Here is a 22479-nt window from a genome sequence, read left to right on the forward strand (position 1 = left end):
TACCGTTTAAAATATTATTGCCTTTTCCGTGTGGAATCCACCCAAATTTCGCTCCTTCTTCTATGAGCAAAGTGCCGTTTTTTAACAAAATGCGCTTGTTGTAAGTCCGGTATACCGCTTACTAAATACGCTACTATAAAAATAGTTAAAAAACGTTAACCGTATAACCGGCCATTCGAAGCCGGTTATATTTGCCCGTAATACACCCGTTCAACCTTTACCTATTCCCTAATGAAAAACCTTTTCGTCATGGCCGTGCTATGGCTATTTGCGGCCGTTGTCTACGCCCAAAACCCGGCAGCACCGTCGCGCTTTACGTTACAGGGGCAAGCCGTTGATACCGCTGCCGCTCCGCTACCTTCGTCAACAGTCATGTTGCTAAGCCCCAAAGATTCGTCGCTTGTTAATTTTACCCGAACCGACGAAAAAGGGGCTTTCTCATTCAAGAATGTTAAATCGGGGACGTACGTGCTGAAAATTTCGTTCGTCGGCTTTATCCCCTACAATCAGGTGATTAAGTCAGGCAGTGAATCGGTTGTCAACCTGGGCGCGCTAAAGCTGAAACCGATCACGAAAGAGCTATTCGAAGTAGTCGTCAGAACGGCCAAGGCTCCACTCACAATCAAAGGGGACACGATTGAGTATAATGCCAGTTCGTTTAAAGTGCCCCCCGGTTCGACCGTCGAAGATTTGCTGCGTAAACTGCCGGGCGTGCAGATCGATCAGGATGGCAATATTCGGGCGCAGGGGGAGGAAGTAAAAAAGGTGACGGTTGATGGGAAAAGTTTCTTTGGCAATGACCCGAAGCTGGCTACCAAGAACTTACAAGCCGAATCCATCTCGAAAGTTCAGGTGTTCAACGATAAAACCGAACAGTCCAAACTGACGGGCGTACAAGACGGTAAAAAGGAAAAAACCGTAAATCTGGAACTGAAAGAACAGTTCAAAAAAGGAGGGTTCGGAAAGTTGACCGCTGGTGGCGGACCGGCATCCAACGATGTATCGGCGCGCGGGGAAATCAAAGGCAATTACAACAAGTTTGATTCGAAGCGGCAGTTTTCGGTTATCGGACTCGCCAACAATACGAATCAGGACGGTTTATCTTTCAACGATTATCAGGACTTTCGGGGTAGCAATTCGTTCAACTGGAACGACAATGCCGACTTTGGATTCGGAGGAAGTGGCCGGTCTATTTACTTTGGCAATGACGATGAAACGCTCGGAATACCCGTCGGCGGGGGCGATGGTCGGGGTTTTTCAAACAATGTGGCGGGGGGCGTCAACTACAACTACGACACAAAAAAGACCAAGCTCAGTACCAGTTATTACTACAATCAGAGTCGAATTGAGCTGGATGCGGAGCGCAACCGGAGAAACCTTCTGGAAGCTAGCTCGTACCGGACCGAAGAGAACAGCAACCAGATCAACTTCAATGGCAATCATCGGGTAAGCCTGCGTTACGAACAGATGCTCGATTCGACTAATACGCTGGTTGTGTTGAGCAATGCTCGTCTAAACAACGGAAACACGAATCTGCTGACGTTTCAGGATCTGTACCGGAGCGCCGGAGCCAACGGTGGAGAAGCGCTTTCGACGCGCAACCGAACCAAGAACTTCAGTACAGCGCGGCAGTTTGGTATGGCGAATACAGCGCTTTACCGCTTGAAATTTAAGAAAATGGGGCGTTCGTTTGCCGCCAGTGCTACGTATCAGATCAATACGAACGATGCGACGCTTGATCTCGATGCGCGCAACGAGTTCTTACAGGCAACGAGCGTAAACGACATGTTGCGGGTGATTCGGCAGGACCAGAATACCAATAGCCTGCGTAACGAGTATAAGGTTAGCTTGCAGTACGTAGAGCCGTTTGCCAAAAAGTTTTTCTGGGAGACGTTTTACAATTTCAGCCTCCGGTACGATGAAGTTGATCGCAACGTATTGAACGTAGGTGATGCCGGTATGAGTCGCAATGACTCGCTGAGCCGCTATTACAAAAATAATTACCTCTACAACCGGCTTGGCTCCAGCATCCGCTATTCGTTCAAAGGAATGAACGTATCGGCCGGTTTGGCTGGTCAGCAATTTACACTCGACGGGGAGTACGCGCCGGATCAGACATCGACTCAATTTAACCGGATCAATCGAACCTTTACCACCTTGGTGCCGAATCTGTCGCTCAACTATGACATGAAGAAAAATCGGTACCTCTACGGTGGTTATGGGCTCAACGTCCGTATTCCTTCGTCGCGCGATCTGCAACCGATTATCAACAACAGCAATCCTTTGTTTATCAACGAAGGAAACCCTGACTTGCTGCCTCAGCTGGAACATAACCTGAACGCAGGATTTTATTACTTTAACCCCGGAAACTTTACCAACGTAAACGTCAACCTCTACGGATCGTATTTCGAAAATCAGATTGTCTACAGCCAAACGGTAGATCCACAGACGCTGATTACGAGAACGCGGCCCGAAAACCTCACTGGTGGCCGTAGCATTGGTTCGTACCTAAATTTTGGCTTCCCCCTCAAGAAAACCAAAGCGACGCTGAACCTCAACACACAACTAAACTTCGGGAAGAATCTGACGAGAATCAACCAGGTGTTGAACGAGACAAATAATCAGAATTACAACATCGGTACGCGGCTGGACCTGACGCCCACCGAATGGCTAACCTTTTACGCGAACGCCAATTGGGGGATCATCGATACGCGCTACTCGATCAACACAGCGCAGAACCAGATTATTATCAATAACAACTACCGGGGCGACTTAAACCTGAAGCTGCCCGCTGATTTTTACGTGAACACATCGCTGAACTACCGGACTTACAGAAACGACCGATTGGATTTCCATCAGCAAATCCCCATCTGGAATGCGTCTGTGTACAAAATCATGGGTAAGGCTAAGAAAGCAGAAGTGCGTTTGACGGCTGTCGATATGCTGAACCGAAACGTAGTGGTGTCGCAGTACGCGGGGCAAAACTATGTGCAGGATGAACGGATTGCGACGCTGGCCCGGTATTTTATGCTCAGCTTTACTTACAACATGCGTGGCGTTCAGGCAAAGATGCGCCGGGATGGATATTAACGACTACGAACCCTGAAGCCATAAACCCAAACCGAAATAATTATGAACCGCCTTCTTGTTTTACTTTTTGCTATACTGGCTACGGTAACAGCCCAGGCCCAGAAAACCGAGGGTATCGCGACGTACGAACGAAAAACGTACTGGACTAAACTCATCAATCGCATGTCGTTTTTGAGTCAGGAAGAGAAGGATCGGGCCGCTCAAACCTGGAAAAACGATGATGAATCCAAAGAAAAAATGAAGCTGGCGTTTAACGCCAACGAAAGCATCTACACATACAGCAGTGATGAGCCTTCCGAGAGCGGTTACTCATGGCGCAGATCGGAGTTCTTACTGTATCGAAACTTCGAGAAAGACAAGAAAACCGACATCATCGAAATGCTTGGTAAAACGTACGTTATCGACGATTCGCTGCACACCCCAACCTGGAAAATTGGTAACCAGATCAAAGAAGTCGCTGGTTATATCTGCATGAAAGCCGAAGCCGAAGACCCTATCAAAAAGCAGAAAATTGTAGCCTGGTTCGCGCAGGATATTCCGGTTCCGGCAGGCCCCGAGCGCTACACGGGGCTACCGGGCCTGATTCTGGAACTGAATGTGAACGATGGCGATGTTGTTGTCGAAGCAACGAACGTCAACTTCAAAACGTTGACGCCCGAAGACTTGAAACTCCCAAAAACAAAAGGCAAAAAGATAACTGACGCTCAGTACGATACCATAATCCGCCAGCATATTGCCGAAAGCATGACCGCTCATCGTAATCCGTACTGGACAATCCGGTATTAACAAAGACCGTCAACCCGTGGATTGGATGCCGTTGCCGGGTCATATAACATACCGGTGCAGAGGCAATATTTTCGATCCGTTCTGGCCAGAATATCGCAGTTTTGACAGGATGAACACTGATTCCAGAAGCGTTCATCCTGTGGTAATTCGCTGAAGGCAACGGGGCGAAAACCTAGTTGACTGTTAAGATTCATCACCGCCTGACCCGTTGTAATGCTGAATAGTTTCGCGTTTGGAAAAAGGCAGCGGCTTAAGTCAAACAAGGCTCGCTTGGTGTGCTGCGCAACACCGTGTCGGCGAAAATCTGGTGCCACGATCAGACCGGAATGCGAAATGTATTGACCATTTTCCCAAACGTCCAGATAAGCAAATCCAGCCCACTGGCCGTCTGGCAGCAGGGCGATGATGGCTCTACCATCCTGTATTTTCTGGCGCAAATAAGCCGGAGAGCGCCCGGCAATACCCGTTCCTCGGGCGTGGGCGCTCTCGGCTATTGTACGACAGATCGATTCTACGTGAATCAGGTGGGCATCCGATGCAACTACAACCGTTAAGCCACTGGCCACCGTTGCGTTTTCGTTGATTCGGCTATCTGAAAAGGCTATCATGGAATACAGGCATTTAGTTGGCGATGGTATTCGGTGCGTAGACTGCGTGGCAACAGGTAGTGAATCACTTCCGAGCGGTCGTCCCGTTTATCCATCAGCATAGCCAGTCGGTAGATGAAAACCGTACAGACTGCGTTGCTTACTTGTTTGTCGCCATCTTTCAAGAGTTCTTCAGCGGCCAGCAAACAGCGTTTTACGGCTCTGAACTTATTCTGGTGGGCCAAGACGGAAGTGACTTCGCAAAGTTTATGCAGTGTTGTATAGATACTGGTTTCGCGCGGTAAGCACATAAATTCTCGCCGGGCTTCTGGTATCCGATTGATCAGTAGGTTGAGCAAATCGGCTTTACTAATCACATCATTCATAGCGATGATTATTGACGTTCTTTCCGACTAATTAGCAATTTCGTGCCACATTATTTAGGCTTAAGAGCACCGTTGATAATCAACCAATTACTGGGAAAGCGAACTTAGGATGCTAATAATAGTGCGTCATTCTGATAAAATGGCTTATCATAATAGAAGGGTATGTCCTCCAAAATAGCTAAATAGGATTGGATAGGGGATGGGAGGAGTATGGCTTTCGCTAGCCGGATGCCAACAGAGCTCGTGAACCAACGTTTTATGTATCTTGGAGCTGTGCCAATTTGCTAGTAAGGAATGAAAATTAAGCTTAGAACTACTGCCGTTTTTTTTATCATTGGTGCTGCGGTACCCTACCTTCTTTTGGCTTTTGGGGGGCGGCTAATTGGTCCTTTTCTCTTTGCCTTTCTATTGCTTCTGTCGCTCATCCTATTGATTCTTTCGGCGATCAGACTTACCATTACAGAAACGGGTAATCCCCATAGATTCTACTATCTACCGATAGCGATAGGTGCTATCGTGTTGTTTTGGTACAGCCGTGGCTTGCTGGCTCACATAAGTGATTTTATTTATTTTAAGCTTAACGAGAGTGCGCTGAATAAGATGGTCAGCGACATAAAAAGCTATGGGAAAATCGAAAAGATGTCAGATGGACAGCGATCCTGGAAGATCCTTAACGGTACGGCTTATGAGTTCAATAGCAAAGACACCGTCCGCGAATTCGAAACGTCTCCCAAAAAATACCTGCTCAACGAAGCATTGGCTCGGGAAGGCGTTGATCGACAGCATTTTGAAGCCATTCGGCAAGGTTTGATTGAAACGGAGTACATGAGTTTTGCCATTTTGCCAGATGGAACCATCTCGTTTACAGAGGATGGGCTGATTGACAACTGTTACGGTATAGCCTATTCAGAAACCGGAACGATGCCTACCTACAACGATTGTGGCGAACTGATCCGATGGGCCAAGATCAGTGGCCATTGGTACGCCTGGGGCACAACCTGAAAAAGAGTAAGGCGGCTTTCAAAGCCGCCTTACTGATCAAATGCCTAACGCTCTGAGAATTTTATCGGCGTCGAAGGTTTCGATAGACGGGAAATACGTTTGGTAGGCTTCCCGCTGAAGTTTCGTGGCGTAGGTGCGGTGAAAGAAATACCGACCGTACTTAATGACGTAGTTGAGAATAAAGAAGCGGTAAACTTCGGGCAGAAAGCGGATTTCGTTTTCCGTCAACGGATATACCTTGTGATATTCTTGTAGAAACATCAGGAAACGGTCTTCCATGAGTGGCCCAATGACGTAACTAAATACCGTACGGTCGCCAATGTTGGAGGTAACCCGACTGAAAAAGTAAAAATCCATCACGCGATAACTGATTCTGAACCAATCGTAATCCCAACGGGAATACAACTCCAGATTCTCCGTTACCGAGAAATTACCGATATTCCAGTCAACAAACACAGGCATGGTTTCAACCGTCTTGGCGACCAGCTTTTGCCGGTTTTCCAGAAACAGATGACACTGCCTTTTTAGCTCCTCGATGTGCAGCCGGTGTTCAAACTGGCCGTTTTCCGTTTCCAGCATATCCAGCAAATCCCATACGTCGGAGCGCAAGGTTTTCGACGATTGGGGCAGGACCGTGCTAACGCGTGAACAGGCTTTATGAAATTTAGCGATCTGCGACCCCATCTTTCGGATATGCTCCTCTTCCAGCCGACGCGGTAATTTGTACTGACTACGGATTGGATTGTAAAACACGACCCAGGCGTCGACCATGCCTTCTTTGTGGCGATACGTATACACCTGACCATCACGCACCAGCGATTTAGCGAGCACATTCTCAAACGGATATAGTAAATTGTTTGAGAGGGCGTGAATAATGCGATGATCTTCGACAAAGTGTTCGTACTTGCCAAAGTAGGAGAGCTTCGCAATAATGCTTTCACCATCCTCAAAGACAACTTTAAAAACGTGATTGGTCGAAACCTTGGCACTTATATCCGTAATGGTTTGAATCTGGACCGACGGATCGAAACTCGCCCAGGCTTTTTTTATAATAGAGGGATAATCGACAAGACGCATGAACGAATTATAGCTTTCAATTTTTGTTTCCGGACTGTGTACCATGCAGGAGAAGTACTAAACAGATATGGAAAGCAAAGGACTAAAAACTTTTATATAATTTCAAAATATCGTTTTAATTCCCAATCACTGACCTGACCGACGTATTGCCGCCATTCCCAGTCACGCGAGCGGGTGAAATGGTCAACAAATTCGGCCCCAAACAGTTCATTTGCCACCGAAGATTTTGCCATTGCCCGCGTCGCTTCGGATAAGTTGGCGGGTATAACGCCGTGTTGTTTATCGACGTAGCCATTCCCGACGGAAGCCGGAATGTCGAGAGTTAGCTGGTGACGGATACCATATAGGCCGGACGCCAGAGCCGCAGCAATGGCCAGATAAGGGTTGGAATCCGATCCGGAAACCCGATGTTCAACGCGTGTGTAGGCTTCGGTACGGTTCAATACGCGCAACGCCGTGGTGCGGTTATCCACCGACCAGGTTACGGTTGTGGGGGCCCAGGCTCCTTCAACCAGCCGCTTGTAGCTATTGACAGTAGGGGCAAACATAGGCGTAATGTGCGGTAGACAGTACAACTGACCCGCAATGAACTGGCTCATCAGTTCGCTCATGCGGTTGGGTCGGGCCGGATCGTAAAACAGGTTTTTCGTTTTTTCGGCACTCCACAGACTTTGATGAATATGGCCGCTGCAACCCGGCAGGTCTGCGTTCCACTTCGCCATGAACGTAGCCACAAGCCCGTGTCGGTACGCAATTTCCCGAACCGCCGTTTTAAACAAAACGGCTTTGTCCGCAGCCCGCACCACATCGTCGTGTATGATCGCGGCTTCGTATACGCCCGGTCCAGTTTCGGTATGAAGCCCTTCGAGAGGAATATCGAACTGACTCAGCAGATCAAATAAGTCGTGGTAAAACGAACGCTCAAGCGACGGACGCAGGATCGAGTAACCAAACATCCCCGGCGTCAGCGTTTCGAGGTTGCGAAAATCCTTCTGGTGCAGACTCTGCGGGGTTTCCCGAAAGTTGAACCACTCAAATTCCTGCGCGTATTCGGCATGATAACCCATGTCCTGGCACTGAGCCGCAATTCGTTTTAGCAGCGACCGGGGGCAGGCTGCCAGATCGTTGCCATCGGGCTGACTAAAATCCGCGAGAAAAAAAGGAATGTTATTTTCCCAGGGTATTTGCCGAAATGTGGTTAGGTCAAGGCGAACAGGCGCATCGGGATAGCCGGAATGCCAGCCAGTCGTTCGCCCGTTATCGTAAGGCGTATCGGAGGAGTCCCAACCCCAGACAACATCGCAGAAGCCGTAGCCATCGTTCAGCCCATCCAGAAATTTTTGCCGACTAATGATTTTACCGCGTAACACACCATCAATGTCAGCAAAGGCATACTTGATTTTGGCGTTGTCGTTTTGTTTGATGAAGGCGATGATGTCTTGTTGATTCATGGCGTGTTTCTGTGACGAAGAGCTACGTTAAATGACGTTACCGAAAGGTGCAAGGTAACAGAGTCTAACTTTATTCTTTTATCCATTCTACTTCCATATTTGGTAAAAGAAGCGTCCGGTGGGGCGAAACGGGGTTGTGGGCCTGCCAGCGAACGGGATAATACGACCCACCTTTCAACGAAACGGGCGATAGTTGTTTCCGGTAAATAACCTGCGGGACATCATAATCTATACCAGCCGGCGTCTGCTTCTGAAAATTATTGAATAGCTTGACCAGCAGTTGATTCTTTCCTTTTTGCAGAGGAAGCAGCAGGACATCTTTTTCTGAGGGCTTCTTTTCCGGGTTGTTGCGCACAAACAATTGCTTCCCATTGAGCGCAACGACCAAGCCGTCACCGCTGGTAATACCGACCAGTACGGATTGATCAGCGGGAGCCGTGATTTCCTGCAATAGATAATACGCAGTTGTCATGTCGGCGGGTAAGGGGTAGACTTGTCCATTTTTCCAGTCGCTTTTCGGTTGCCAAAGCTGTCCTTTAGCAGTAGGCCAGGGTTTAGCAGGATCGATGTTTTGGGCGTCGCTGCTTAGGTCGCCGATACCTGAGTCAAAGGGGCCAGATAGGTAAATTGGGCCAAAGGTTAGTTTTGACAGATCGGTTGCCAGCTTGATCGGCTTATCACCATCCAAGGTCACAACCGATGTGTTGGTAGCGAGGGTTAAATCGATTTTCTGTCCTTTCTCTTCGTCGGTATACACGAGCGTTGGCCGGAAGCGGCCCGACTGACGCGGCTGTACGGTCCAGGATTCCGCTACGGTACTCTGGAAGCGAGAATTGTAATCGACGCCCGAATTGCTGTAGTGCTTGTAAGCGTTGGCGCTGGTAAGTAAAATTTTCTTGTCCGATTCCGAAACTGGATTGTAAGGCGCTACTTTGTAGCCATCGGCAAACTCAACAACAAGTACATTGACTTCTTTTTTCGGATTCAGGCCGGAAGGAAGCGTGATTACAGGGCCATTTTTTTCCTGGTTAAAACGCATGGATTCCGTTTTCTCCCCCAGAACGGATACGCTCTTGATGGTTCCTGTCAGATTAGATAGTGTTATTTTGTTGCCTTCCGGTCGGGAAAGCACGTGAAGGTACAATTTGTTGGGACGGCTGGTCACGCTGCCCCAGGCAAACGTCGTATAAAAAGGATCGGGATCGACACCGTAGATCGCTTCGCCGTTTTTTTGCAGCCAGCTCCCTATTTTCAGCAAGATATCTTTCTCGTACGGAACAACCGAGCCATCGCCTTTGGGGCCGATGTTGAGTAAATATTTGCCACCCCGGCTGACGACTCGAATAAGGCTGGTTAGCTTCTCCCGGTATTTTTCATCTTCCGGCACGTGCTTCTGCCAGGACCGGTACCCCCACGTCTCATCAAAAAACGACGCGGGTGATTGCCAGGGTACACCAATGGTATAGTCGGGTTCCTGGTTGTCGCCCATCACCGTGAAATCGCCCATGTCGTTGCCGATGCGGCTACCGATCATGCAGTTGGGTTGCAACCGATGAACCAGATTGCGCATGTCGCGGCTTTGTTCCAGCGACTGAGAACCCATATCGAACCAGAGTTCGGCCACGGGACCATAGTTCGTTAAAAGCTCAGTAATCTGTTGTTTATTGTAAGTATGATGGGCGGGCGTAATAAGATCAGAATTGTGGCTCGAAATGGGTGATGCTTCCGGAAAATGCCAGTCGATCAGGGAGAAATATAAGCCAAACGTGATCCCGTGTCGGCGGCAGGCATCCGAAAGCTCCTTAATTACATCGCGTTTAAAGGGCGTAGCGTCAACCACGTTAAAATCAGTCGTTGCCGTTTTGAACATGCAAAAACCGTCGTGGTGTTTTGAGGTTATCACAATCGAGCGCATACCCGCCCGTTTAGCAAGCAGCGCAATCGAGTCAGCGTTCCAGTGGGTGGGATTAAACTGGCGGGCTACGCGCGCATACGTATCGCTGTAAATACCCGCGTGGGCCTGTATCTGTTCGCTTAGGCCAACCGTAACGGGTTTATCGTTCCAGACGCCACCCAACACCGAATAGATCCCGCCAAAGTGAATGAACATGGAATACTTCTGGTCTTTCCATTCTTTCAGCGCTTTCGGCTCGATCTGGGCGTGGAGAGAAGAAAACGAAATGACGGCAAGAGCCGCTAACAGAACTGTTCTGATCGTCATAAAAGCGCTGCGAATGATGTAAGCAGTGCGATTTATAAAAACTGAATCAGTTACACAAACGAAACAGGCTGCCTATCTTCATAAGCAGCCTGCAATGATGGATTTACTAGTGATTTATCACAGAAGCAGACCCGCTAGCGTGGCCGACATGTAGCTGGCTAATGTACCACATATAAGTGCTTTGAAACCAAGTCGGGCCAGGTCGCTCCGGCGTTTGGGGGCAAGCTCACCAATCCCGCCAACCTGAATGGCGATAGAACTGAAGTTAGCGAAACCGCATAAGGCAAAGCTTGTAATGGCAATGGTTTTGGGTTCGAGCGTTGGCCGGATCTTGATCAGTTCAAGATAAGCGACAAATTCGTTTACTACCATTTTGGTACCCATCAGCGACCCCGCTGCCTCAATATCTTTCGATGGTACTCCCATTGCCCAGGCAAATACGGAGAATAGTTTGCCCAGCAGAAAATTAAGACTCAGGTTGTCCATGTTCAGCACGTAGAAGCCCAATCGGAACAGCAGGCTGTCGAGCAAAGCGATCAACGCAATAAACCCGATCAGCATGGCAATGACGTTGAAACCAACTTTTAGTCCTTCGCTGGCACCGGCGGCAATGGCATCGAGCAGGTTCGCGTGCGCTTTCTTAATCTCGACCTTTACCGTACCCTGGGTTTCCGACACCTGCGTTTCGGGCATAACGATCTTGCTGATGACCAGCGCACCCGGTGCGGCCATAATACTCGCAGCCAACAGATAAGGAGCCGGAACGCCGAGCGAAATATAAACCGCCAGTACCCCACCCGCAATACAGGCAAACGAGCCGGTCATGGAGGCCAACAACTCCGAATTGGTCATCCCGTTCAGGTACGGTTTGATCATAATCTGCGCTTCAACCTGTCCCACAAACGTACTGGCTACGTTGGATAAGGCTTCGGCACCACTAACGCCCATCAGCCATTTCATCGCCCGCGCCATGATGGCCACCACCCGTTGCATGATACCCAAGTGGTAGAAAATGTTAACCAGTACCGCGACGAAAATGATGGTTGGAATGATCTGGAAAAAGAAGATCAGGTTATTGTCGCTTCCAAACGCCTGAGAGAGCAGATACCGCTTGACCAGAGGCCCAAACACAAATTCGGCCCCCGAACTTGCTTTTTGCAGCAGACCATCTACGTAATAACCCAGCGCCTGAAAAAGATTGCGACCCACGTCAGTCTTTAATACAAAAACGGCCAGGCCAAATTGAAGGGAAAGCCCAACGATGACAGTACGATAATTTATTGCTTTTCTATTGTCGGAGAGGGCATATGCAATACCCAAAATCAACACAACGCCAATGAGGCCGGTAAAACGATCCATTCAGAAAAAATACAAATCCAGTTAGGTTGGCGAATATACAAAAAGATGGAAAGCAATAAGTCTTGTCTACGGCTTTGTAAACGAAAAGAGATTGAATTGACGAATTTTATTTGCCAATTCAATCTCTTTTCGGTCTTAGAACGGTGCCAGCTGATCAACGCTGCCAAGTCTAACGGGCTGCTAGATCATGGATCTCTACCTGATAATTTTCCTACTTGTAGGCTAAATATCGGCGATGGCCCGTTCCGCTCCTTCCTGATACTCTTCTTCCAGCTTGGCTACTTCAGCAGGTTTGATCTCAGGGTCAAACAGCCGGGTGTCCATAGCCTCTTTCTCGGTGATATCAAAGAAGCGCTGGTGCATGTTGAACGGTTCGCTACCGGCAGCAACCTCGCATTTTTTGAAATTACCATCTTCCATCAACTCGTAGGCGTTGATGTTATCCCTTAGGTTATAGTCGAGGATGGCAATAACGAGTTGCTTTACGCGCTGATCGGCTAGGAAAAACAACGATTCAATACGTCTGTCAAAGCTTCGTACCATGATATCAGCACTACCGCCGTACACTTTTGGATCTCCGTTATTATGGAAATAATAAACGCGGGTATGTTCCAGAAAATCGCCGACAATCGACCGAACGGTGATGTTATCGCTCAGTCCGGCGCGTTGCGGACGTAGGCAGCAGATGCTACGGACGATCAGCCGAACGGGAACACCCGCCTGCGATGCCTTGTACAGTTCATCGATAACCTGTTTGTCCTCCAGCGAATTCACTTTTATGCAAATCCCACTCGGTAAACCACGCTGGGCGTTGTCCGCTTCAATTCGGATCAGCCGAAGCAACTGCTCGCGCATATCGCGGGGAGCCGTAATCAGGTATTGGTACTCGTTTGGCAGCGAGTGACCCGTAATGACGTTAAAAAATTCCGAAATGTCGTGCGTGTAGATCTCGTTGGTTGTCAACAGCCCGATGTCGGTATACAGGCGTGAGGTATCTTCGTTGTAGTTTCCGGTGGCCATGTGGGCGTAGCGAACCACACGGCTGCCTTCATTGCGTACGACCAACAGCAGCTTGGTGTGCGTTTTGTACCGGCTGATGCCATAGATCACGAAACAACCCGCTTTTTGCAGACGCTGTGCTTCCCGGATGTTGTTTTCTTCGTCGAAACGGGCTTTTACTTCGAACAAAACCGAAACGTGTTTGCCATTCTCAGCTGCCTTCAACAATGCTTCGGTGACCCGTGACCGCTTCGCCAGACGATAAACCGTGATTTTGATCGCTAGCACGTTCGGGTCTTCAGCCGCTTGTTCGAGCAATTGCAGTACCGGCTCGAAATTGTTGTACGGATGGTGCAACAGCAAATCCCGTTGCTTGATCACGTCAAAAATATTCTCATTTTTATCCCGGTCGCGTCCGAAGCCAAGCGGTGGCACCGGCGCGTGCGGACGCGGCATGTCATTTTTGAATTCCGGATGGCCAATGACTTGCCAGAACGCCGAGAAGTCAAGTAATGTGCTCGATTCAAAGATGTTCAGCTCGTCAATCTCCCAGCGCTTTTTAAGCAGGTTGATCATCCAGGGAGAACCGACTTCGCTTTTCCCGTTTGTTTCGACCTCGATGCGGGTAACGCGGCCCAATCGGCGACTCTTGATCTTCTGCCGTACCTCATCCAGAAAGTCTATTTCGTCGTCGTCATTTTCTTCTAAGGTAAAGTCGCCGTTCCGGGTGATGCGAAACAAATCGACGGACAGAATCTCTACATTGCGGTAAAGCTTTTTAATATTCTGCCGAATAATAGTCTCGATGGGTAAAAATAGCGTTAGGTCTTCCCGTTCGAACGAAAGAAAACGGGGGAGGTTAGCTGGAATCTGGACAAACGATAAACGTTGCCGATCATCTTCGTCTTCAGAGCGAAGGCTTTGCAGATCCGCCCCGTCCGGATTTTGGGTAACAACCCCGAAAATAAGCACTTTGGCCAGCAGCACCGGGAAGGTGTGCGTATAGTCATAGAGCATCGGCGTCAGGGTCGGATAAATGGCCCGGTCAAAGTAATTGGTAGCTTCGGTTCTTTCGTCGTCGGTCAACTCATCGTAGCTGGCTAGCTTGAGTCCGTTTTCGAAAAACAAGGGCAGCAACTGATCCGTGAAGACAGCCTGCTGATCGCGGCAAAATTGTTGAGAAGCGGTGTACAGGGCTTTCCGGAAGGGTACTTCGCGTAAGCCTGAGTAATCGATACGTTGCTTGTGGTAGTCGAGGTAATTGTACAGACTGCCGACACGGATCATAAAGAACTCGTCGAGATTCGAGGCCGAAATAGCCAGAAATTTCAACCGCTCCATGAGTGTCCGGTTTTCACTACGCGCCTGATCCAGAACACGTTCATTAAACTTAAGCCAGCTTAAATCGCGACTAAGGTAATCGCTCTGGTCAATAACGCTACTAACTTTTTCGCTAACTTTTGCCATTTTATCAGTTGACGACTTCGTTTGATCTTGCTGACGGTGGGTGAAACGGGAAACGAGGTTTTCCAGTAACGAACGGTTTGGGTTTAGGGAATAGCGCATACAGCAATAAAACTTTGAAGTACAACAAAAAAGCGGGCTTTTCAGCCCGCTCTATGTTATCATTCGGTTAAACATCCACTCGGGCATATTTAGCGTTTCGTTCGATAAAGTCGCGTCGGGGTGCCACTTCATCGCCCATCAGGGTTGAGAATACGTGATCAGCATCTGCCGCCGATTCTACCGTCACCACTTTCAGGCTCCGGGTGTCAGGATTCATCGTCGTGCTCCAAAGCTGTTCAGCGTTCATCTCACCGAGACCTTTATAACGCTGAACGCCTACATTTTCTTCTCGACCACTACCGGCAAGTTCTTTAACGGCAGCTTCCCGCTGCGCTTCGGTCCAGCAGTATCGTTCTTCTTTACCTTTTTTGACCAGGTAAAGCGGAGGCTGCGCAATATAAATATAACCGTTGTCGATCAACGCTTTCATGTTCCGGTAGAACAACGTCAGAATAAGCGTCCGGATGTGGCTACCGTCAACGTCGGCGTCAGTCATGATGATGATTTTGTGATAACGAAGCTTATCCAGGTTCATTACCGTTTCATCATCTTTTTTCTCCAGTCGAACGCCGAGGGCCGTCCAGATATTTTTGATCTCTTCGTTTTCGTAGATCTTGTGCTCCATAGCTTTCTCTACGTTGAGGATTTTACCCCGCAGCGGCAGAATAGCCTGGAATGCCCGGTTGCGGCCTTGTTTGGCCGTTCCACCCGCCGAGTCGCCCTCTACCAGATAAAGCTCGCACTTTTCTGGATCGGTATCCGAGCAGTCGGCCAGCTTACCGGGTAAGCCCATGCCCCCCATAAAGTCTTTCCGCTCGGTCATGATCCGCTTGTAGGCCAGATCAGCAGCAATCCGCGCCTGAGCCGACACAAGTACTTTTTTGACAATACCGGCTGCCGTTTTTGGATTTTCTTCCAGCCACGTTTCCAGCAGGTCGGCCATTGCCTGACTGACCGCACTAACCACATCCTGGTTGCCCAGCTTAGTTTTTGTCTGTCCTTCAAACTGAGGTTCGGCTACCTTCACCGAGATAACGGCCGTCAGCCCTTTTCGGAAATCTTCACCACTAAAGGTTACTTTGCCCGCGTTTTTAGGCAACACCCCCGGATTTTTGTCCGCGTAGTTTTTCAGAACCCGCGTCAGCGCCGAACGGAAGCCTTGCACGTGCGTACCGCCCTCGTGCGTGTTGATGTTGTTAACGTACGAAAGGACATTCTCGCCCGCTTCGTAGTTGTACACCAGGGCAACCTGTACAGGCGTCGAACCTTTGTCGCTTTCCATGTAGACGGGCTTCATACCGTCGAGCGCAGGGCGCGTTTCATCCAGAAACTGAACGAATTCCACCAGGCCACCTTCCGAGAAGAACTCGTCCTGATTGATCGGCTCGCCGTTTTCATCCAGCTCGCGCAGATCTTTCAGGAAGATGTGGATGCCTTTGTTGAGGTAAGCCAGTTCGCGCAGACGACCGGCTACCGTTTCGTACCGGTAAACGGTTTCGGTGAAGATGCTGTCATCCGGCTTGAAATGCACGGTAGTTCCGGTATCTTCTGCCTCGCCAGCAACACGAACGTCGTATTGAGGATAGCCTATTTTGTACTCCTGTTCGAATATCTTGCCTTCGCGGTGAACTTCGACGCGTAGATCGGTCGACAGCGCGTTAACGCAGGAAACGCCGACCCCGTGCAGACCACCGGAAACTTTGTATGTATCTTTATCAAACTTACCACCCGCGTGTAATACAGTCATAACGACCTCCAGGGCGGACTTGCCCATTTTGGTGTTGATGCCAGTCGGAATACCCCGGCCGTTGTCCTGTACCGTGATGGAGTTATCGGGATTGATGGTTACAGTAATTTTATCGCAATAGCCCGCCAGCGCTTCGTCAATCGAGTTATCGACGACTTCCCAGATGAGGTGATGCAGGCCGCGAATGCCAACGTCGCCAATGTACATAGCAGGACGTTTGCGAACGGCTTCCAGTCCTTCTAAAACCTGGATATTGTCGGCACCGTAATTGCCTAACGCGGTTTCAACGGGGGCTTCTGCGTCAATCAGTTCGTTGGTCATATTGGAATGGGAGCGTGTCAAAATGTGTTATTTAGGGCTCAATAAACAGCACACTCGGGTGAGCCTAACAGATTGTAAAAATACAAAAAAAAGTTGTCTTTTCCTACCCATTTTGGTAAGATTGGCATAATATACAAAAAAATACTTTCAGTCCCAACCCGTCAGATAACTAGCGGTTTTTTGCGGTTTTTAGGACGATTTTGGCTGTTCTGTAGGACGGTTGCCTACCCCTCAGGTAACTTCTAAACAAGTGGTTTTTAATCCCTTTCTTATTCGAAGGTATTTCTCAAAAAAGTATTATTAGCTTATTCCCAAAAGGTCTGCCGGTTGAGGAAGCCTTTTTTCGCCGAAAAGAAGCCGTATCGAGAGAATTTGAGCTATTTCTAAAAAAAGAAAGCCGAAGCGTACAGCTCCGGCTTTCTGAAAAAATAAGGTCTGCTGGTCGTTAATCTTCGGGGTAGGGAATGTAAACGAAACCGGCAAAATCGCCGTGTACGACAAATAAGCAGCAGTACTCGTCCGGCTTCTTATAATTCTCTTTCCACAAATCGACGGACTCAGGACCGATAAGCCCGCGCTGCATGAATTCATCCAAAAACGACGCTTTGTAGTTCCACTGATTTTCGAGTTCAGTGGAACCGAACAATAGCTGACCGAGCGGTACATCCCGGCGCGAAGCCACAAAAATGGGGTATTCCGAAAACCCACGTGTTCGAATCTGATAGGACGCTTCTTTAAGCGGGTCAGCTACTTTAACAAAGTCCGACGAGATGACTCCCATCAGCTCTTTGTTGACGTCGTACGAGTTGGCGTCGTCAAGTAGCGTATTTTCGTTACTATGATTGATCATATCCGTTGTCAGTTAGTAGTCAACAGCTAGCATGGCTCAGAACGTCGGGGTGTTAGACCACTGTTGGCTATCTACCGTTAGCTGTTAGAACCGGGCTGCCAGCAACAAATCTAAATCTTTGAAGCGCATGTTGAATTTACGCGCGATGTAGGCGTTGGTGAGCGTTCCCTTATGGGCATAAACACCTTTCATGAACCAACGGTTCGCGTACATCATCTGCTCGATACCGCCTGTTGTTCCCGTTTCGAGCAGGAAAGGCAGAAAGATGTTGCTAAGGGCCATACTGGCCGTATAAGCCACCCGGGCCGCAATGTTGGGCACGCAATAGTGAATGACACCCATGTGCTTGAACGTAGGATCCTTGTGCGTGGTCATTCGTGAGGTTTCGAAATTACCACCCTGATCGATGGATACGTCGATGATGACCGAACCCGGTTTCATCCGACCGATCATTTCTTCGGTGACAACAATCGGGCTAAGGCCGTCTTCGGCGCGCATGGCTCCAATAACCACATCGGCCCGCTGGATGGCTTCGGCCAGGGTATCGGAAGCGATAATTGACGTGTAGACGTGCTGACCGACAGAATACTTCAGCCGCTGGAGTTTGTAGAGGTGCTTGTCGAACACTTTGACATCGGAACCCATGCCCAATGCCGTTCGTACAGCGTATTCGGTTACGGTTCCGGCTCCCAGCATAACGACTTTTGTGGGCGGAACCCCCGTGATACCACCCAGAATAATGCCCCGGCCATTGTCGGCGTTGCTGAGGTATTCACCCGCAATAAGCATAACCGTGCTGCCTGCTATTTCGCTCATCGAGCGAATAATCAGCATGTTGCCCGCCTGGTCTTCGATGTATTCGTAGCCGAACGCCGTCAGGTTTTTGCTATTGATTTTCTCGAAGTAGCCCCGGTCGTGTGCGGGTAGATTCAACGCAGAAATAACGGTACTGCCCGATTTAACGTGTTCAAACTCACCATCAACGAGGGGTTCGACTTTTAGGATCACGTTAGCTTCGTACACTTCCTGGGGCGATTGCGCTATTTGCGCTCCCGCTTCGCTGTATTCCGTATCTGAAAACTTCGCTTTCTCGCCAGCGCCTTTTTCAACGATTACGTTATGGCCATTGCGGACCAGAATCGCCACGGCTTCGGGCGTGAGTGCAATACGGTTCTCCTGAAGCGATACTTCTTTCGGCAAGCCGATAAGTAAACCGTTCCGACTGGTTTTTACCGCCAGCGGAGCTTCCTGTGGATATAGGGCCGTTTGTTTGGCCAATTCCTCGAATCCAGTCACGCGTTTTTAGTTTTCAGTTTTCAGCGTTCGCCTTCCAGTTCATGAGCGTATATAAGATGTATCGCCATAACCGGAAGCTGAACACTGAACGCTAGTCAACCAATAAAGTTTCCACCGTGCGACGACCAACGTGATCGGCGGACAGATGGACTTGATAATAAGTAGCGGGCCACAACGATTCGATGCGCTCCGGCCACTCGATGAAACAATAATTGCCCGAATCAAAATACTCTTCAATGCCAATGTCCAGTGCTTCGGCTTCGTTGCGCAGTCGGTAACAGTCGAAGTGATAAACCGGTTTTCCTTCGTGCGTCGTGTACTCGTTGACAATGGAAAAGGTTGGACTTTGCACCATACTGACAACCCCCAAAGCACGGCAGAGCGCCTTGATAAGCGTTGTTTTTCCCGCACCCATTTCACCGTTGAACAGCCACACCGGGTTTTTACGTCCTTCGGCCAGCAACTGACGAGCCACTGTATCCAGTTCTTCGAGCCGATGAAAGTGTACCGTCATAGATGCGTTGTTTAAACCAGACAGAAACAATCCGCCTGGTATTGATGCTAAATGAGCGCTAATGGCCAACAAAGATACATAATTTTAGGAGGTCCACTCCTTTCGCATCGGTCGACTTAACAGCTTGTTTGCTTCGGCGTCGTTTTCGAATTTCTCTTTCGCCGGATTCCAGCGCAGCGGACGACCGAGTTGGTAAGCGATATTGCCAAGCGTACAGACCGAAGCGGTTCGATGGCCGACTTCAACGTCACAGATCGGATTCTTACGGCTCTTGATCGCATCCAGAAAGTCTTTGTAGTGATTGTCACTAAAGTAAACGCGCTTGTCTGACTCGCCAATGACCTTGTCTTTCAACGTTTCGGGGGTTGTGACGAGCGAACCCCGTCCCACTTTTACTTCGCCCTCCGTACCGATAAAGTGACAGAATTGCGGACCCTCGACGGGGGTATGGTGCATTTCTACGCCGTTGGCATAGCGATAGATCAATCCTTTTCCTTCTTTTCCCGGTTGCAGTTCGGTTGGGCCGGAATTGTCCATATCAAGACCCCACTGCGCAATGTCAAACATGTGGGCACCCCAGTCGGTCATGCCACCCCCGCCAAAATCGCGGATGTCGCGCCATTTCCCCCAAAAATCAGCGCCCAGAGCAGGATCGAGCACGTTGTTGTACGGTCGGGCAATGGTGTTCGGACCGAGCCAGGCGTCCCAGTTTAAGCCAGCCGGAACGGGTTCGGCTGTCAGATCGAAATCGCGTGGTGGACCGCCCACGTTTACGTTCACCGTTTTTACCTGACCGATATAACCGTTGCGTACCAGTTCGACCGCCTGCCGAAACTCTTTCCAGGAGCGCTGCATGTTGCCGGTCTGAAATACGCGCTTATACTTCCGCGTGGCGTTCACCATATCGCGCCCTTCCTGAATGGTAAGTGACAGGGGTTTTTCGCAGTAGATATCTTTGCCCGATTTGGCCGCCTGAATCGCTAATACGCTGTGCCAGTGGTCGGGCGTAGCAATAACTACCGCATCGATGTCTTTATTGGCGAGTAAGGCGCGGTGATCGTCGTACCCCTGGCAACCTTTGTAGGTTGTCTTTTCGGCCTTCTCGGCGTAGTGTTTGTTCACGGCTTCGGCGAAGGCGGCTACTTTGGGTTTGTCAACGTCACAGGCGGCTATGACACGCGCTTCATTTTTAAGGAATTGACGTTGCAAACCACCCGCTTGTTTGCCAAGCCCAATAAATCCTACGGTAATCTGATCGCTGGGGGCCAGAAAGCCGCGACCCAGCACGTGACGCGGTACAATAGAAAAGACGGCCAGTCCAGCCGCTTGCTTAAGAAACGCGCGCCGGTTGGGTTGAGAAGAGTCGTTCATGGGACTAAGAGTTGATGCAAGCAAAAGAGGGTAGCGAGCAAGCTATACTTACTCACTACCCCCTAGATTGTTTCCGGTCAGCTTACCCGTCTATGAGAACCTGTTTAATTTCTAATTGTAGCCGGGATTTTGCGTTAGCGTGGCTGTGCCCCCTTTTTTACTGTTGAAAATTTCCTGAATCGGAATGGGGAAATATTCGTGCTGACCTTTGATGAACTTAACTCCTTTCAAATACGAGCGTTTGGCCGATTCCACCGAGTAATACGCGTTTAGCGTTTGATCGGCCAGATCCCAACGAACCAGATCGAACCGACGGTGGCCTTCCATGCCAAACCCCAATCGCTCTTTAAACTGTACGGCCTTCCGGGCGGTGGCTTTGTCGGTCCAGGATGCGGTATACTCTTTGATAACATAGTTTGCAGCGGCTGTTCCGTCCGAATTTTTAACAAAACCGTCGGGGTTGGCGGCTCTCCGACGCACCTGATTGACGTAAGACCGCGCTTTTTCCAGATCACCGACTTCTACTTCCACTTCAGCCAGCCAGAGTAGCACGTGATCGTAGCGAATCAGGCGGTAGTTATTAGCATTCAACCGGGGGTTACCCGCGAACGTATTGGTGCCCACATCCGAGCGATACATGAGGTGTTTCTTGGGTGAATACGGACCTCCGTACGACTGATCACGAATATACGCCTTACCGGGGTGAACGCCCCAGTCCAGAAAGGGAATCCCCCGGCGACCTACCGTCCAGTCCAGGCGAGGGTCGAGGTTTCCTGTGTAAGGCGTAAATGAGGCTGTTGATTCGATTCCCTGGTCATTTGGTACATCCGTCGAATTGAACGAGTCGAGCAAGGGCAGGCCATTGGCGTCGGTTTTGAAGGCGTTTACCAGGTTCTGAGAAGGCTGGAAAAAACCACAGCAGGTCGTTACGCCACCGCCACCATAGGGATAGTTCAGCGTAGAGCCGATGTTCCCGTTTTCACCACCCGATGCACCATCGTTAACCGAATACTGCACTTCGAAAATCGACTCGGCATTATTATTGGTAACCGCTCTGAAATTGTCGTGGTAGCGATCCATTAACCGGTATTGGCCGCTGGCTACGATCGCTTCGAGATACGGTTTTGCTTCGGAATATTTCTTTTGGAAAAGATACGCTTTGCCCAGCTCAGCCGCAGCGGCCCATTTTGTCGGGCGACCCACCTGCGACTGCTTGGCGGGCAATACGTCATAAGCCGCTTTTAGATCGGCTACGATACTGGGCCAGATATCCGACGTGTTTGGTAGCTTCGTACTTTCGAGGTCATTGGGGTTGTACGTTTTCTCGTCAATGTAGGGAACCATGTTGTACATCTTCTTGAGTTCAAAATGGTAATGTCCCCGCAGAAAACGAGCTTCGGCCGTAACCTGCTGCTTTTCCGAATCGGTCATATCCTTCGCGACGGCCAAGGTCTGCAATACGTCGTTCGACCGCGCAATGCCATCGTACATGCCCCGCCATTTACCCCGGAAATAAATGTTATCCGACTGAATGTTTGCCTGCTCGATGAGCGAAATAGGGGGTTGGTCACCGGCGATGGTTCCTTTGTACGCATCGTCGGACGCTACGCTGCCGTACACCCAGTTGTCGGCTCCCACCTGATAAGACCGATAGGCTCCTTCGGGTGTTGCCCACCCGTCGAGCAGGGAGTAGGCACCAATAAGCAGCGCATTGACGCCCGCTTTGTTTTGTAGTGGACTGATTAGTAACGCAGCTTTGGGCTGAACATCCAGAAATTTGTCGGAACAAGACGTAGCGATAGCCAGCGAGACTATTGTTATAAATAAAGTCGTTTTTTTCATGGCAAGGAATGGGG

Annotated in this window: 16 protein-coding genes; 3 read left to right on the top strand and 13 right to left on the bottom strand. The window is 49.5% G+C overall.

Annotation, left to right across the window (positions count from 1 at the left end; genetic code table 11):
* The first annotated feature begins 231 nt into the window (after positions 1-231).
* On the top strand, positions 232-3090 hold the full coding sequence (locus tag LQ777_RS04000; protein ID WP_232561232.1) for a TonB-dependent receptor domain-containing protein: 2859 nt from the start codon (positions 232-234) through the stop codon (positions 3088-3090).
* Positions 3091-3132: 42 nt separating this feature from the next.
* The gene (locus tag LQ777_RS04005; protein WP_232561233.1) at positions 3133-3876 is read left to right on the top strand and encodes a GLPGLI family protein; all 744 of its coding nucleotides are present in this window, start codon (positions 3133-3135) and stop codon (positions 3874-3876) included.
* Here the strand turns inward: LQ777_RS04005 and LQ777_RS04010 are convergent.
* Together LQ777_RS04010 and LQ777_RS04015 are read right to left on the bottom strand one after the other, a co-directional pair.
* Positions 3873-4484 (bottom strand): GNAT family N-acetyltransferase, encoded by a 612-nt coding sequence (locus LQ777_RS04010; RefSeq protein ID WP_232561234.1) that lies wholly within the window; start codon positions 4482-4484, stop codon positions 3873-3875. The two genes, LQ777_RS04005 and LQ777_RS04010, sit on opposite strands and share 4 nt — an antisense overlap.
* Complete coding sequence (locus LQ777_RS04015) at positions 4481-4849, bottom strand: DUF7674 family protein (protein ID WP_232561235.1); 369 nt, start codon at positions 4847-4849, stop codon at positions 4481-4483. Before LQ777_RS04015 ends, LQ777_RS04010 begins: the two co-directional genes overlap by 4 nt.
* Before the next feature lie 294 nt (positions 4850-5143).
* On the opposite strand from LQ777_RS04015, the gene LQ777_RS04020 reads away from it, so the two are divergent.
* Entirely contained in the window at positions 5144-5851 is a 708-nt protein-coding gene (locus tag LQ777_RS04020; RefSeq protein WP_232561236.1) for a hypothetical protein, read from the top strand.
* A 36-nt stretch (positions 5852-5887) separates the two neighbouring features.
* On the opposite strand, the gene LQ777_RS04025 is transcribed toward LQ777_RS04020, so the two are convergent.
* The 11 genes from LQ777_RS04025 to LQ777_RS04075 all read right to left on the bottom strand — a co-directional run bounded on the left by LQ777_RS04025 (position 5888) and on the right by LQ777_RS04075 (position 22465).
* A complete protein-coding gene (locus LQ777_RS04025; RefSeq protein WP_232562794.1) occupies positions 5888-6928 on the bottom strand; it encodes a protein kinase family protein in 1041 nt (346 codons plus the stop codon).
* Between the two features lie 92 nt (positions 6929-7020).
* A complete protein-coding gene (locus tag LQ777_RS04030; protein WP_232561237.1) occupies positions 7021-8379 on the bottom strand; it encodes a glutamine synthetase family protein in 1359 nt (452 codons plus the stop codon).
* A 70-nt stretch (positions 8380-8449) separates the two neighbouring features.
* Positions 8450-10600, bottom strand: a complete 2151-nt coding sequence (locus tag LQ777_RS04035; RefSeq protein WP_232561238.1) for an alpha-L-fucosidase — start codon at positions 10598-10600, stop codon at positions 8450-8452.
* A gap of 117 nt (positions 10601-10717) precedes the next feature.
* Complete coding sequence (locus LQ777_RS04040; protein WP_232561239.1) at positions 10718-11959, bottom strand: NupC/NupG family nucleoside CNT transporter; 1242 nt, start codon at positions 11957-11959, stop codon at positions 10718-10720.
* 222 nt (positions 11960-12181) lie between these two features.
* Positions 12182-14524 (bottom strand): polyphosphate kinase 1, encoded by a 2343-nt coding sequence (ppk1, locus tag LQ777_RS04045; RefSeq protein ID WP_232561240.1) that lies wholly within the window; start codon positions 14522-14524, stop codon positions 12182-12184.
* 67 nt (positions 14525-14591) lie between these two features.
* The gene (gene gyrB, locus LQ777_RS04050; protein WP_232561241.1) at positions 14592-16592 is read right to left on the bottom strand and encodes a DNA topoisomerase (ATP-hydrolyzing) subunit B; all 2001 of its coding nucleotides are present in this window, start codon (positions 16590-16592) and stop codon (positions 14592-14594) included.
* A 445-nt stretch (positions 16593-17037) separates the two neighbouring features.
* Positions 17038-17442, bottom strand: a complete 405-nt coding sequence (locus LQ777_RS04055; protein ID WP_232561242.1) for a hypothetical protein — start codon at positions 17440-17442, stop codon at positions 17038-17040.
* 84 nt (positions 17443-17526) lie between these two features.
* Positions 17527-18738 (bottom strand): alanine dehydrogenase, encoded by a 1212-nt coding sequence (locus tag LQ777_RS04060; protein ID WP_232561243.1) that lies wholly within the window; start codon positions 18736-18738, stop codon positions 17527-17529.
* Between the two features lie 91 nt (positions 18739-18829).
* Complete coding sequence (tsaE, locus tag LQ777_RS04065; protein ID WP_232561244.1) at positions 18830-19252, bottom strand: tRNA (adenosine(37)-N6)-threonylcarbamoyltransferase complex ATPase subunit type 1 TsaE; 423 nt, start codon at positions 19250-19252, stop codon at positions 18830-18832.
* Between the two features lie 84 nt (positions 19253-19336).
* Positions 19337-20623 carry a Gfo/Idh/MocA family protein gene (locus LQ777_RS04070; RefSeq protein ID WP_232561245.1) on the bottom strand — a complete coding sequence of 429 codons (1287 nt, stop codon included), beginning with the start codon at positions 20621-20623 and terminating at the stop codon, positions 19337-19339.
* Positions 20624-20734: 111 nt separating this feature from the next.
* A complete protein-coding gene (locus LQ777_RS04075; RefSeq protein WP_232561246.1) occupies positions 20735-22465 on the bottom strand; it encodes a RagB/SusD family nutrient uptake outer membrane protein in 1731 nt (576 codons plus the stop codon).
* Positions 22466-22479: the final 14 nt, after the last annotated feature.

This window comes from Spirosoma oryzicola, assembly GCF_021233055.1.
GTDB classification, from domain to species: Bacteria; Bacteroidota; Bacteroidia; order Cytophagales; family Spirosomataceae; genus Spirosoma; species Spirosoma oryzicola.

Coding starts and splice junctions, on each gene's coding strand:
- LQ777_RS04000 (WP_232561232.1), top strand. CDS start 232: ATGAAAAACCTTTTCGTCATGGCCGTGCTATGGCTATTTGCGGCCGTT.
- LQ777_RS04005 (WP_232561233.1), top strand. CDS start 3,133: ATGAACCGCCTTCTTGTTTTACTTTTTGCTATACTGGCTACGGTAACA.
- LQ777_RS04010 (WP_232561234.1), bottom strand. CDS start 4,484: ATGATAGCCTTTTCAGATAGCCGAATCAACGAAAACGCAACGGTGGCC.
- LQ777_RS04015 (WP_232561235.1), bottom strand. CDS start 4,849: ATGAATGATGTGATTAGTAAAGCCGATTTGCTCAACCTACTGATCAAT.
- LQ777_RS04020 (WP_232561236.1), top strand. CDS start 5,144: ATGAAAATTAAGCTTAGAACTACTGCCGTTTTTTTTATCATTGGTGCT.
- LQ777_RS04025 (WP_232562794.1), bottom strand. CDS start 6,928: ATGCGTCTTGTCGATTATCCCTCTATTATAAAAAAAGCCTGGGCGAGT.
- LQ777_RS04030 (WP_232561237.1), bottom strand. CDS start 8,379: ATGAATCAACAAGACATCATCGCCTTCATCAAACAAAACGACAACGCC.
- LQ777_RS04035 (WP_232561238.1), bottom strand. CDS start 10,600: ATGACGATCAGAACAGTTCTGTTAGCGGCTCTTGCCGTCATTTCGTTT.
- LQ777_RS04040 (WP_232561239.1), bottom strand. CDS start 11,959: ATGGATCGTTTTACCGGCCTCATTGGCGTTGTGTTGATTTTGGGTATT.
- ppk1 (WP_232561240.1), bottom strand. CDS start 14,524: ATGCGCTATTCCCTAAACCCAAACCGTTCGTTACTGGAAAACCTCGTT.
- gyrB (WP_232561241.1), bottom strand. CDS start 16,592: ATGACCAACGAACTGATTGACGCAGAAGCCCCCGTTGAAACCGCGTTA.
- LQ777_RS04055 (WP_232561242.1), bottom strand. CDS start 17,442: ATGATCAATCATAGTAACGAAAATACGCTACTTGACGACGCCAACTCG.
- tsaE (WP_232561244.1), bottom strand. CDS start 19,252: ATGACGGTACACTTTCATCGGCTCGAAGAACTGGATACAGTGGCTCGT.
- LQ777_RS04070 (WP_232561245.1), bottom strand. CDS start 20,623: ATGAACGACTCTTCTCAACCCAACCGGCGCGCGTTTCTTAAGCAAGCG.
- LQ777_RS04075 (WP_232561246.1), bottom strand. CDS start 22,465: ATGAAAAAAACGACTTTATTTATAACAATAGTCTCGCTGGCTATCGCT.